Source organism: Collinsella aerofaciens (genome assembly GCF_028209625.1).
GTDB lineage: Bacteria > Actinomycetota > Coriobacteriia > Coriobacteriales > Coriobacteriaceae > Collinsella > Collinsella aerofaciens_AM.
Map to the genome: position 1 here is coordinate 1 of NZ_JAQLDU010000024.1, position 14,234 is coordinate 14,234.

A 14,234-nucleotide genomic window follows, 5' to 3' on the forward strand; every position below is an offset into this window, starting at 1 on the left:
TGCCCGTATCGTAGGCAATGCGCCGAATGCTCGCCATCGAAATTTATCGGTGGCCCACTTCAGACTGTAATGGGCGGGGCGTGCTTGGCAATAGCGTGCTCGTTGCCTTTTGCGCTGGCAGGTGCGCCACATGAGAATTTGTGCCCCAGGATCCGGATATCTTCCCGTAACATGGTGTTATAGAAGCACCCCTTACGACAAGGAGGCTCACATGCGAACGCAAATCCATGACAACTCAATCAACCACGGCCGCGCGTGCTCGCTCTCCCACGGAACATGGCGCCGCGTGGGCGCAAAACTCGCCTGCGCGGGGGCCTGCGTGCTCATGGCCGGCCAGCTGCTGCTGCCGAGCGTGGCGCTCGCCGCCGACTGGGTCAACGTGGGCGGCACGCAGTACGACGCGGGCACCGCTGCCGGCGACGAGGCAGGAACCTGGTCCTGGAACGGCGCCGACGACATGAAGCTCAACGGCTACGACGGCGGCTCCATCGGCGCCAAGGGCAACCTCACCATCGGCGTGACGGGCACCAACACCGTCACGGCCGACGCCGGGCAGAGCGCCATTGCTGTCAAGAACGGCAACCTTGCCATTACCGGCGACGGCACCCTGAATGCGACGGCCCAGAACGATGTAATTACAGCGTCGGGAGACGGCAGGACCGGCGGCGATGTGACCATCAGCGGCGTCAGCGTCAACGCGACGGCTTCGGGTGCAGCGGAAAACGTGGCGGGCATTCGTGCGACGGCCGGCAGCGTGACAATCGATAAGGGCGCTGATGTCAAAATCGAGGCGAAGTCGGCTGAAGGATCTTGGCGTCCAGTGGAGATCATCTGCGGTATCCATGCTGATAACATTCCAAACAGACACGCTGCTCAGGAAGGCGAGCAGGAAGAGCCGGATTCCGCTTATGAGCACGGCGGCGATGTCACCGTCGATGGCGCCAGTCTGTCGATTAAGACTGGCGATGCCTCGTGGGCTTCCATGTGCATCAATACGTTTGGTATCAAGAAGAATACCCTCATGAAAATCGTCAACGGAGCCGATGTCACGCTTTCGGCTGGTAGTGCGGCTTCGCTCTCGGCGGGTATCAGCGCACGCTCGCAAGACGGTGCGGTGTGGATGCTTGTCGAGAAGTCGAACCTCACGTCTCGAAGCCTGTCTGCCGCAAGCGGCATCGACGCCGATCGCAATCAAAGTTTTGGAATCATGGCAGAGGCAAATACCAGGTTTGAAACGCCTCGTATCCAGATTTTCAAATCGAAGATTGAGGCTTCGGGCGCGACTGCGGGGATTTATGCGATCAACCGCAACGTTGTGAATGCGACCCTGTACCATGCCGCGATGATCGATTTACGAGGGAACGCGACGATTACGATTCCGATGGACGGTGCCGTGCGCGATGTGAAAAAGGATGTCGATACGGGGCAATGGACTAGTTCCCAGAGCGGGCAGGTCATCGGTGTTGCCGGTTCGTCTACGATTTCGGATATCGTCGGTTCTGCCGAGGTCGCCCATGATGTGGTGATTGATTTTGGAGACGGGCAGGAGCCGGACCCAACGCCGGACCCCGAGCCGGCTCCGGAGCCCGATCCCATGCCCAATCCCGAGCAGAAGCCTGACCTCAAGCCCGTAGACAAGGACGCAAAGACCACCAAGACCGTTACGACCAAGACTGCAGCTGGGGCCAAAAACGCTTCCGGCGCCCTGGCCGCCACGGGCGATAGCGCCGCGATGGCGGCGGCAGCCCTCGGCATCGCCGGTGCGTCCGTCATCGGCGCCGGCTTCGTTGCGTCCAAGCGCCGCAACCGCTAGCGTAATCTTTCATAGCCATTTTCAGCCGCCGCTTGGGCATAAATGCTCTTGCGGCGGCTCTTTGTATTTCCGCAGTTAGAGGCCTAGGTTCGCATCTACGAACCTAGGCGTGCGGAGTCATTTGGCACATCTTGGTGGCACAGGACCACCACAAAGGGGACAGGCACCTTTGTGGTGGTATGGCCCATCGACCAAGGAGGCCGTTATGAACGGAAGCCACTTTGATAAGCAAACTCAGCGTGAGCGTACCTGCTCGCTGGTTCACGGTGCCTGGCGTTGTGTGGGTGCCAAAATCGCTTGCGCCGGCGCGTGTGCGCTTATGGTCGGTCAGTTGCTGCTGCCGAGCGTGGCGCTGGCGACGGAATGCGCCGATCCCGCCGCTGGGACGGATGAGGTTGCCGCAGCTCCGGTGACGCCGACGGTTGCGGGGGATACGGCTGCAACGACCGCACCAGCTGCTTCGACCGCGCCTGCAACCGATGCTGCTCCGGCGGCGCAAGCCACCGTTGAGCCTCAGTAGACGGCCCTGACTGGCGCCACCGATGAATCCAACGATGCGGCACCCGCTGAACAAAATACTCCCAGCGACAACGCCGCCACGCCGGCGAATGACGCCATCATGCCCTGCGGTGTGACCGATGTTGTTGGCGGCAGCGGCGTTAGGGTCAATATTACGGTGCGGAACAATTACACCGACATCAAGAAAGAAGAAACGATTGAGTATGTGGAGGGGATTGCCCTTGTAGATGGAGACCAGTCTGCTCTCGATGGTAGCGCTTTGACTTTTATCGGCCTGGGGGACTTGATCGTCCATGCGGCGTATGACAGTGCGAGCAATAAAACAACGCTTACCCTGGATATCAGCAAGATTCAGAGACAGAAGGAGGAACAGAAGTACTTTACGGAGTACAAGGAGAATAAGTCCAAGATGACGACCACCTATGATGGATCCAAGCTTACGTATACGGGTACAGAGCCCGGGAATATCATCATCGGTGATCCGGACGACGCCTTTAAAGGAGACACCGAGGCGACCGGGAAACCCACTATTAACGAGATCCGGGATGACTACTACACCCGCACCCATGTCTACGAGAGGGCGTGCCTTGTTATCCCGGCAGCGGAATCAGAATCGGAATCCATCTCCTTTGCCAATGTTCAGAATACGAACTTCAATTGGCAGCTGGATACTGGTCCGCAGGCGACGGCAGGTGTCCCTAACTACGATGCAGATAAATACGAAATCGCTTATGAATGCTGGCAGGAATTTGAAAACAACGAACCCGTTGCTGCCTGGTATTCCGATAACGGCTCACATGGTTCCCTGCCGACTATTACAAAGATTAAAAGCGGGAAAGAGTACGTGTATTCTCTTATGCTGAAGCCAAAAGACGGATATTCCTTCAGCGATGAAACCGTTGTTACCGTAAACGGGGAAACCGTAAAGTCGAGTCTAAGCGGAGAATTCCTGTATGTCCCTGCTATTAAAACAATTACGATGCCTGCTTCGTCGGAAAACGAAGCCCTCCATAACCTGGACGTCAACGACGTGAAGACCGACTACGCGCCCGGCGAGGCGCCGCGCGCGACCGCGACGATTCCTGCCGCCGATGCCGACAAGTACGAGATTGCCTACGAGTGCTGGGAAGAAATGGAGCTCGATATGGAATCCGGGGAGTCGGTACCCGTCGCCTTCTGGTATTCCGATCCCGCGGAGTACAAGCCGGGCATGAAGAAGATTGACCACTTCGAAGAGGGCAAGTTCTACATGTATTCCGTCGAGCTGAGGCTCAAGGGCGACAATACCGTGGCCGATGACTGCAATATGAACGTCAACGGTCATTGGGCGCACCACATCAAGACCGACAACGGCGTCTTCGCGCCAAAAGCAGACAATATGCTGTGCGAGCAGCCGATCGACGAATGGCGTGCCATCGACGTTATCGAGGTCAACGGCGCCACGACCACCTTCAAGGCAGGCGATAAGCCGGTCTTTACGGCGAGTGTTCCGATGGGTTCCAACTCCCTTCCTCAGTGTGAGTTCTGGACGGGTAGCGACGGCAGCGAAGTGAACTCCCAGAAGTTCTGGGATCAGAACATTACAAACCACATCGATGCTTTTAAGCCTGGCGTGACCTATCGCTACGGCATCTACCTCAAGTCCGCGCGCGGCTTCTACTTCACGCCCGACACCAAGCTGGTGATCAACGGCGTGGAATGCGGCTACCAGGTCGCGGATAGCGTATCCGATGAGGACAGCGGCTGGATCTACACCCTGTGGCTCAACACTGATCTGACCTTTACGCCTGAAGCCACGCCGACTCCCGATCCGCAGCCTACGCCGGAACCCAAGCCGACGCCGCAGCCTGAGGTGAAGCCCGAGACCAAGCCCGCGACAAAGCCGGTCGCGACAGCTACCACGACCAAGACGGTTGAGAAGGCCACGCCGACCAAGAAGGGCGACGCCGTCCTGGCTGCCACGGGAGATACCACCGCAATGACGGTCACCGCCCTGGGCATCGCTGGCGCAACCGTTGCCGCCGCAGGCATCGCTGCGACCAAGCGTCGCAAGCGCTAGAGCTGGGTGACGGCTCTCGTTCTCGGCCTCAGCAAAATCTCAATCTGTAACACCAAACTGCCCAAAACGGATCTAGATGTTACAGATTGAGATGAACCGAATGGCCGCCAATCTAATGTCTCGATCTGTAACACCAAGCGGGGAATTTGACCTCTAACTGTTACAGATCGAGACAAACTGGCCGGCCAAGTCCAGAACCGCCACAAAGGCGCCTGTCCCTTTTGTGGTGGTTTGCGCAGGTAGAACGGTAGGTTCGCATATATGAACCTACCGTTCGCTTTGTTTTTGGACGACGATTACGCTGGATAACTTTTGGTTTGCAGGAAAGGAACGACCATGAGGTGGACCACTGTTCGAGCGCTTTGCCGCTGCCTGACCGTTGCCGCTGTGACCCTCACCATGGTGACGGGTTCGTTGCCCGCGGGCGCGTTTGCCGAGACCCTCACCACCGACGGCACTTTTGTGCAGACGGATAACGGCCAAGCAGCCAACGCTGCTCCCGCCGATTCGGCTGACGCCCAAATGTCAGACTCTGCTTCCGCCGACCCCGCGCCCGATGCCGGCGCTGCCGACTCCACAGTGCTCGATACCGGTGACGCCCCTGCGCCCCCGGACTCCGAGATTGCATCGGCGGCGGGCCTGACGGGCGCCGGACAGACCGAGAGCACACCTGCGGGTACGCTTGCCACCGATCTTGTCGAGGGCAAGGAGCTCGCCGAGCAGCAAAAGCAAGAGGAGGCTTCCGGCACCGAGGCGACCTGGAACGAGGAACTTGAACTCTGGGCAACCTCGAAGGGCGCCACGGGCGTAAAGGACGAATACGACGATGGCTACGTGGCCGGCGAGCAGACCCCCGCGCAGTACTACTTCTCGATTGATAGCCTCACCAACGAAATTTCTATCGAGTATGGCGACGCGGGCATTACCACGTTGGAGGTGCCCTCGACCATCGACGACAAAAATGTCGTAAGCCTTACGGGTATGGGAAGCGCTGCGCTCACATCGATTACCTTCGCCCCTAATTCGCATGTCCGCTCGGTTGGAGGCTTGGGCGGCAGCAGCATCAAAGAGATCGCACTGCCCGATTCGGTCGAGGAGCTCAAGAGCTATGCATTCTACAAAAGCAAGACACTCCAAACGGTAACCTGGCCCAACAACGCGGCCTTTACCACGATTCCCGAGCAGGCCTTTAAGGAATGTGAACAACTTGACGACAAGGTGGTGGCAACGCTGCCGCCTTCGGTCAAAACTATCGACTATCTTGCATTCGCCTATTGCGGCGTGCCACAGTTCTATGTCTCGGACACAACAGTGCTCACCTTTACGCAGATCAATGTGCCGGGCACGGTGGAGCGGATTGAGCGCAATGCCTTTGACGGGTGCTCCTTTGTGTTGTCGGTGACGATCGGCGACGGCGTTAAATATATCGGAGCGCACGCGTTCGCCTCTCTTGATCCTGCGATTGCCGGCAAAGAGATTGTGCTACCCAAAAGCGTGGAAATGATAGAGTGGGGAGCTTTTGAGAACACGAGATACGGAAACGAGACGAACCATAATGCCGTTGCCCTGCGCGTGATGAACCCCGATCTTCGGTTTGGTGAGGCGGGCTATCCGGGCGACTATAATGAGCGCGTGACAATCGATGGCGTAACGTATGCGATTCCCTTTAGTGAAGGCCAGACCATCTATGCCTATGCGACCGATTCGGCTGGCAACCCCTCGATGGTCAAAAAGCTTGCCGATGCCGTGGCCGATCGCAAGGACTCCGTCGATTCCTCGAAGCCTGCTTACACGTTTGAGTGGATGGGCGAGGCGGCCCAGGTGACGGGCAAACTTCCCCAGAGCGCGACGGCTACACTCGTGCAGGCGGGGCAGTCCACGCCGCTGGCGGTTGGCGATGACGGCAGCTTTACAGCGGACGCTCTCTCCAAGACAGCAGCCACCCTGCGCATTTCGCTCAGCGGTTACTATGACATGGTGCTGGCGCGCCCGGGCGACCAGATGACGGGCACATGGAATATCGGAGAGATTAAGGCGGAGGACTTTACCAAGATTCCGGCCTCGCGCGCGATTGAGCTCAACGTGGGCTATCTTGAACCGATTGTGGGCCAGGATAAGACCGAACGCATTGAGCTCGATAGTCTCGATAAGATCGATCTGACGGTGAAGAGCGGCGGCAAGACGCTTAAGCCTGCCAAGGGTGACAAAGAAAACGACTTCCGTATCCAGGGCACAGCACTTGTGGTGTCGCAGGCCATTGCCGACGCGGACCAGGATCTGGAGATAACGCTCGAGCCCAAAGACAGCCTCAGGCTGGGTGGGGCGACGGCGACGGTGAAGCCTTCGGCCGGCAAGGTCGATATCGACTTGAAGCCCTGGGGTACGGCGACAGTCACGACCAAGGGCGACTACCAGGGCGCCAACCGCGTGCTGGTGTTCCGTACGTCCGACGGCAAGCTAGTTGCCGACGGTGTCACCTGTCTGATGGGTTACGAAGACGATGGCACCACGCCTATCATGAAGGCCGAGACGCCGCGCCTTAAGGCCGGTTCTTACACCATCGTTGCCTTTAACAAGACGAGCTACGACATCCAAGCGACGAGCTATTCCACGTTTAGCCGCCTAGGGCTGACCGTGGGTAAGCATATCGCGCAAAAGCAGGTGAAGATTGAGGACGGCAAACAGCTCGACGTGACGCTCGACGTCCCCACGTTTGACGTGGAGACGTATCGTGCCGAGCGTGGGCTGACGGCGGGCTCGGTTATCGCTGATTCGTCCGCGGTCGTTGGCGTGGAGACCGAGCTGCGCATTCATTACGAGCTCAAGGACAGCCAGGCTGCCAAGATTGAGATTCCGCTGGCCAAGGATGCCGTCGAGGATGTGTCCGCTGGCTCTCGCGACCCCGGCGATAGCTCCCATACATGGTGGACTGACGCGACGTGGGAGGGCGATAACCTCGTTCTCAATATGAAGAAGGGCATGGGCGCCGATGTGTTTGTGCGCTTTAAGCCTAAGGCCGCAGGCATCTATGCCATCTCGCCGCTTATTACGCTGGGCGAGGTGACATTGCCGCTGGGAAGCACCACACTCGAGGTTAGCGGATCGCGCATCGAGGTCGACAACACCGACGTTCACAGCCTGCTGGGCAATGTGGCCTACGTTTATGCGGCGCCGGGCAAGAGCGTGCAGCTCACCGTGGGGACGGGCTCGTCGGCTGCAAAGTACACCGGCAAGACCAATAAACTCGGCCGTGCCAAGATTGAATACGAGCTGCCGCAGGATACGCTTGCCGCCGAGCGCGTGACGCTCGAGGCGCGCGTGGGCTCGACCGATGTTGCCGCCGCTGCTGCCGAGGTAACGGCTCGCAATTATGTGCGCTATGTTCCGGGTGCTTCGGTCTGGAACTTTGATGTGACGTATCGTGGCGGTACGCAAAACCTGGTCAAGGACGGCAAGGACACCGGCAAGAGCCTGTGGACCTTCCATCATCTGCCACAAAAGAAGAACGCCTACTGGACCTTTGACATCACGCTTGAGGTGGGAAACGAAGAGGCCGCCGACACGCTCGACCTGTACGTGGACTGCGTGGATGGCAAGACGGTGACGATTCCTCTGACTCAAAAGTCGCGCGAGGGCACCCGTGTGCGCTATGTGGCGGAGTATGTGGACGAGGGTTACCTTAAGCTGCTCGACGAGTTTAACAAGGCGAATGACTCGACCTATGTGAACTGCGGAAACTTTGAGCAGATCTTTATGCCGCAGACCTACCGCATCTCCAATGCTCAGCTTATGACCATGCTGAGTTTTGACGCCAACGCTTCGGCCAAAAAGCATTCCGCCGCGGCCGAGGAGCGCCAGCAGGAGTTCTCGAATGCCGTGCAGCAGTGGCACGAGTATATGATGGATAACTCTTTTAACGATGTCGACGAGGCCTTTAACGATGCGATTGACCAGATGGTCGCCGATGCGCTTGCCGAGGAAGAGAAGGGTGGTAAAGAGGACGAAGCCCAAGGTGGAGCTGCCCGCAAGGCTCGTCGCGCCCCCGCCGCCAGCGACGGCGAGGGTGATGATGCTGGCAACGACGAGGCCGCGCAGTTTGCCGCCGAGCTTAAGGCTGCGGTTGGCGGCTCGTCGGCGCTGCTGACCAAGCAGGGCGACAGCTATGGCGTCAACGTGGACAAGATGATCTTTGAGGACGCGTACGGCACCGGTGAGGATTGGTACCAGGAACTCGCGTCGGCTCAGGGTGCAAGCGCTGCGGATGCGGCGGCCATCAAGGAACTTGTCGACCATGCGTCGCGAGCGGAGTTTATTGCCCAGCAGGCCGAGGATCTGGTGGGCCAGTCGATGGGTATCGGCCAGCTCAACCAATACGGAAGCTGGAATGACGCAACCGCTGCGGCGCTCAACAAGTGTGCGGGCATTAAGGCCAGCGAGTACAACGGCCAGTCGACGAGCGGGTTTAACGATTTGGGCCAGGCGCTCGGCAGCTCGCTGAGCTACAAGGCGGCTGACGACGATACCGTCAAGGGCTTTAAGGTCGCCGCGCCCGATGGCGACGAGACCGCTTACATTGAGTCGGAGTTTATCGAGAACTCCAATAACAACAAGAACCAGGCGCTGCTGTTTAACTCAATCGCCATGCAATGCGACATTTTGGACAATCTGTACGATAACTGGAACGTAGTCCACAGCCTCAATAACTCTACGATTCGCGGTTGGCTTATGGCTTGGAAGCGCAACGGTGACGTCAGCGCCCACATGAAGCTCATCCGCACGATCCGTTCGCTCAAAAGCTACAAGATCGAGTGTGAGATGTTCGGCCAGGTCTTTAAGACCGATGCGTGGAAGGCGGCCGGCCAGGCGTTTCCCGCGGCGACCCAGGGCATCGGCATCTTTACCGGCATTTACGGCGTGAACGATGCCAGCAAGAACTGGGAGAACGTGAACGTCCGTATGCAGAAGGTGAAGGGCGAGCGCGAGGGCTATGAGCTTCAGCATACGCGCTTGCTTGCCAAGCCCGAGAAGACCGAGGACGACTGGAAGTGCATTTACGCGCTGCGCGACGCCATGGAGAAGGCGCGTGCGTTTGAGGATCTGCTGTATCGCCAGCTCTGCCACGATAGCACCGATGTGGCGGTGGGCTCCATTATGACAATCGCCGGCGTGCTGACGGCCGGTTCGGCGGGTACCGTGGTGGGCGCTGCCTATGACGCGGCTTCGACGAGTGTAGGTTCGGAGCGCGCGATTAAGCTGACCAATGCCGAATGCGCCTACGATGTTGCCTGCGAGCAGGTGGAGCGCGCGTGCCAGAATCGTATTACGGTCAACTGGGGCGAGCTGACCGATGCCGAGGTCTATAACGCCAACAAGGACGGCTTGATCTCGGACGAGAAGATGCAGTCGATTTTCGAGGCGCGTTATCGCAACGTGGCTGCCAAGGCGGCACCCGACCCTGCGGGCGTGGTGTACGAGGGTCTGCTGTCCAATACGGTTGAAGGCGCGACGGTTGAGCTGTGGAGCGCCGACGATGCGACCGGTACCAATGCCGTGCGTTGGGATGCCGAGGAGTATGAACAGGACAATCCACTTGCAACGGGTGCGGACGGTGCGTACAACTGGAATACGCCGACCGGCTGGTATCAGGTGCGCGTGACCAAGGACGGGTATGAGGAGGCGCGTTCGGCTTGGCTGCGCGTGCCGCCGATTCAGACTGAGGTGAACATTGGTTTGGTGTCGACGGCGGCGCCCGAGATGGCTTCGGCCCATGCCTATACCGATTGCGTCGAGGTTGAGTTTGCGCAGTATATGGATGCGAGCGACGATGCCCTGGTCGCATTGTGCGCGCAGGGCTTGGGTGACGTGACGTATACGTGGCTCGATAAGCAGGATGATCCCAATGGCAAGCCGCTGTCGCGCGTGCTGCGTATTCGCTATGCCGATGCGTGTGAGGCGGGCTCGACGGTGGCGTTTGAGCTAGACGGTGCTCGCAACTACGCTGGCACGGCCATGGCGCGCTGGGCAAGTGGCGAGCTTGTCGTAGGCGTTCGTGCCGACAAGCTCAAGCTCAACGTGGAGCAGGCCGTGACCATGCTTGAGGGCAGTGATTTTGAGCTGGTGGCGCACGTGACCGATAAGGCGGGCAAGCCGTTTGCGGGCGCCAAGGTTAGTGTTGGGCTGGAGTCCACGGCTATCTGCTCTGTTGATGCCACCCAGGCCGTGACGGGCGAGGACGGCGCGGCGACGTTTGTGCTGCATGGTGCTCTGCCCGGTTTGACGACGTTGACGGCGGCGGTGGACGGCACGGCGCTGTCCAAGCAGGTCGACGTGCGCGTGTCTGCCGAGGCAGTGCGACCGGCGCGACCGGTGGCGACGATTGGTGCGACGACGTTTGGTGCATGGTCGCCCAAGGAGAACTACATTACGGTTCCCAAGGGTACGAAGCTGGAGCTTTCGGCCGAGGACGGCATGACGATTTGGTACACCACCAACGACACGTGTCCCTGCCGTGACGAAGGCCGCGTAAAGTACACCGAGCCTATTGCGCTCGATAGCAATATATATGTGCGCATTGCGGCACAGCGCCCTGGCATGTCGTACAGCGAGTATTCCGAGCGTCTGAACATTACGATTACGGTGACCGATGAGGCGACGCCCGATTCCGAGCCGGAACCCAAGCCGGAACCCAAGCCGACGCCTGGCAGCGGTGAGCAGGGTGGCGGTGCGGATGGCTCTGGCGGTACCGGGGCTCCTGCGGGTGGTTCGACTTCGACGACGACCACGGTGACGACGGACAAGTCCAAGGGTGGGGGCAAGAACGGTAAGAAGTCCGATGCTGCGGTGCTCGTCAACACGGGTGACGCCACCGCGATGACGGTCGCCGCTCTGGGCATCGCCGGCGCAACCGTTGCCGCCGCCGGCATCGCCGCGACCAAGCGCCGCAAGCGCTAGGGTTGGGTGGCGGTGCCTATCCGCGGCTTCGGCAAAATCTAAATCTGTAACACCAGGCCAGATATTTGGGCTCCAGGTGTTACAGATTTAGATGAACGGTCCGGCCGTCAGCCTAATGTCTCGATTTGTAACACCAAGCGGGATATTTGGCCTCTAACTGTTACAGATCGAGATGAACAGGCGGATGTTCGCACAATATCTTGATCTGTAACAACTACGAAGCTCAACAGGGTCTAACTGTTACAGATTGAGACAAACGCCGGAATTGGTTTGCCGACCAGACCCCAGATCACCACAAAGGCACCTGCCCCCTTTGTGGTGGTCGGTCGACCGGCATAGAAAAAGTCCCCGTCGGGCGTGTGCTCGACGGGGACTTTGCCGTTTGATGGCGAGCGCTGTAGGTGATTACTCGCCCAGCAGGCTCTTGGTGATGGAAGCGGCGGCCTTCTTGCCGGCGCCCATCGCCAGAATGACCGTAGCGGCACCGGTGACGATGTCGCCGCCGGCCCAGATGCGGGGATCGGTGGTCTGGCCGGTCTCCTCGTCGGCGACGATGTAGCCCCACTTGTTGAGCTCCATCTTGCCGCCGATCTTGGCAGCGAAGGGGTTGGCGTTGGTGCCGATAGCCGAGATCGCGACGTCGCAGGGGATCTCCTCGATGGCGCCCTCGATGGGCACCGGGCGACGACGGCCGGACTCGTCAGGCTCGCCGAGCTCCATCTTCTGGACCTTTACGGCGCACACGGAGCCGTCCTCGCCAGCGACAAACTCGAGCGGGGAGACGAGCGGCAGAACCTCGACGCCCTCGGCCTTGGCGTGGTGCAGCTCGGCGCGACGGCAGGGCATCTCGTCCTCGGTACGACGGTAGGCGATGATGGCGTGCTCGGCGCCCAGGCGCTTGGCGGTACGGACGGCGTCCATAGCCACGTTGCCGCCACCAAAGACAACGACGTTCTTGCCGTGCTTGGTGGGGGTGTCGTACTCGGGGAACTTGTTGGCCTTCATCAGGTTCACGCGGGTGAGGTACTCGTTAGCGAAGAAGACGTTGGGCAGGTTCTCGCCGGGGACGTTGAGGAACTTGGGCAGGCCAGCGCCGGTTGCCACGTAGATGGCGTCGAAGCCCTGCTCGAACAGCTCCTCGGCCGTGGCCATGTTGCCCACGACGGAGTTGTACTCAAACTTGACGCCCATGTCCTCCAGGCCGTCAATCTCGCGCTTGACGACTGCCTTGGGCAGACGGAACTCGGGGATGCCGTAGACCAGCACGCCGCCGCCGGTGAAGAATGCCTCGAAGACGGTAACGTCAAAGCCGTTGCGGGCAAGCTCGCCGGCGCAGGTGATGCCGGACGGGCCGGAGCCGACGACGGCGACCTTCTTGCCGTTCTTGGGAGCCATCTTGGGCGTGGAGGCGAGCTCGGGGCGGTCACCCAGGAAGCGCTCGAGCTGGCCGATGGCCACGGGCTCGGACTTCTTGCCACGGATGCACTTACCCTCGCACTGGTTCTCCTGCGGGCAGACGCGGCCGCAGATGGCGGGAAGCATGGAGTCCTCGCGGATGGTATCGAGAGCGCCGCCGAAGTCCTTCGCGCGGATCTGCTCGATAAAGCGGGGAATGTTGATGTTGACGGGGCAGCCCTCAACACAGAACGGCTTCTTGCAGTTGAGGCAGCGCTCGGCCTCGGCCAGCGCCATCTCCTCGGTGAAGCCCTTGTCGACGGGGCGGAAGTCGCAGGCGCGCTCGGCAGCCGGCTCCTCGTTATCGGGGGTGCGGGGCGACTTCATATCGGCAACGAAACGACCGTTAACTAGTGGCATGCGCAGCTCTTTTCCTCATAGGCCTTGAGGGACTCGCCCTCTTCGGAACGGTAAGCGGCCTGGCGGGCACGAAGGTCATCCCAGTCGACCAGGGTGGCATCGAAGTCGGGGCCGTCGACGCAAGCGAACTTGGTCACGCCGCCCACCTCGACGCGGCAGCAGCCGCACATGCCGGTGCCGTCAACCATGATGGGGTTGAGCGACGCGGTGATGGGGGTGTCGTACTTCTGGGCGGTGAGGGTCGAGAACTTCATCATCGGAACGGGGCCGACGCAGAAGACCTGGCTCACGGCCTTGTCCTGCAGCAGGCGCTCCAGCGGAGCGGTGACAACGCCCTGCTCGCCGTAGGAGCCGTCGTCGGTGGTGATGTGGATGTGGTCCTCGTCGAGGAGCTCGCGGAACTGGTCCTCCATGAGCAGGAGGTCCTTGGTGCGGGCGCCCATGATGGCGTGCACCTCGTGACCGGTCTCGACCAGGTGCTTGGCGACCGGGAAGGCAATTGCCAGGCCGACGCCGCCGCCAATGACGGCGCAGGGGCCCTCGGCCATCTCGGTGGGAACGCCCAACGGGCCCACGACGTCGCGCAGCGACTCGCCGGCCTCGTAGGTGGAAAGCATCTCGGTGGTCTTGCCGATCACCATGAAGATGAACTCGACCCAGCCCTCGTCACCGTTCCAGCCGGCCAGGGTAAACGGGACGCGCTCGCCCGTCTCGTTGGCGCGGACCATGAGGAACTGTCCGGCGTGCGCATGTTTGGCGATTGCAGGCGCCTCGATGCGGAACTTGAACACCTTCTCCGAGAACTGCGTCTTCTCCAGGATCTTATACATAGAACCCCTCTCTTGTTAGGGCTACCGAACCGTGCCTCCACGGAAAAGGACGGTGGCCCGAATAAAACCGTACGCGCACAGGCGTTGTGCAGACATACGGTACAAATTATACCCTCATGGACATGTCACTTACGTGTTTCTTCGGCGGGTGGGAAAAGGGTTTATCCGCTCCTTGATTGGCAACTTCATCCGAACACTTCCCACATTCATCCGTACATGTACGGATGAATGTGGGAATCCGATGCCC

General features: G+C 59.9%; 6 protein-coding genes. 4 read left to right on the plus strand and 2 right to left on the minus strand.

The features are described from left to right. Positions 1 to 211: 211 nt before the first annotated feature. The 4 genes from PMW70_RS09200 (at position 212) to PMW70_RS09215 (ending at position 11,342) form a co-directional block, all read left to right on the plus strand. Positions 212 to 1,813, plus strand: coding sequence for an LPXTG cell wall anchor domain-containing protein (locus PMW70_RS09200; protein WP_271744683.1), 1,602 nt, complete (start codon positions 212 to 214; stop codon positions 1,811 to 1,813). A gap of 205 nt (positions 1,814 to 2,018) precedes the next feature. Beyond that, complete coding sequence (locus PMW70_RS09205; RefSeq protein ID WP_271744684.1) at positions 2,019 to 2,333, plus strand: hypothetical protein; 315 nt, start codon at positions 2,019 to 2,021, stop codon at positions 2,331 to 2,333. Between the two features lie 99 nt (positions 2,334 to 2,432). Beyond that, positions 2,433 to 4,391: an LPXTG cell wall anchor domain-containing protein gene (locus PMW70_RS09210; protein ID WP_271744685.1), complete on the plus strand. Its 1,959-nt coding sequence runs from the start codon at positions 2,433 to 2,435 to the stop codon at positions 4,389 to 4,391. Between the two features lie 336 nt (positions 4,392 to 4,727). Beyond that, positions 4,728 to 11,342, plus strand: a complete 6,615-nt coding sequence (locus PMW70_RS09215) for a leucine-rich repeat protein (protein ID WP_271744686.1) — start codon at positions 4,728 to 4,730, stop codon at positions 11,340 to 11,342. A gap of 405 nt (positions 11,343 to 11,747) precedes the next feature. Here the strand turns inward: PMW70_RS09215 and gltA are convergent, their stop codons facing one another. After that, positions 11,748 to 13,157: an NADPH-dependent glutamate synthase gene (gltA, locus tag PMW70_RS09220; protein ID WP_089572633.1), complete on the minus strand. Its 1,410-nt coding sequence runs from the start codon at positions 13,155 to 13,157 to the stop codon at positions 11,748 to 11,750. Beyond that, positions 13,148 to 13,987: a sulfide/dihydroorotate dehydrogenase-like FAD/NAD-binding protein gene (locus PMW70_RS09225; RefSeq protein ID WP_006235793.1), complete on the minus strand. Its 840-nt coding sequence runs from the start codon at positions 13,985 to 13,987 to the stop codon at positions 13,148 to 13,150. The genes gltA and PMW70_RS09225 overlap by 10 nt, the downstream gene beginning before the upstream one ends. Positions 13,988 to 14,234 lie beyond the last annotated feature (247 nt).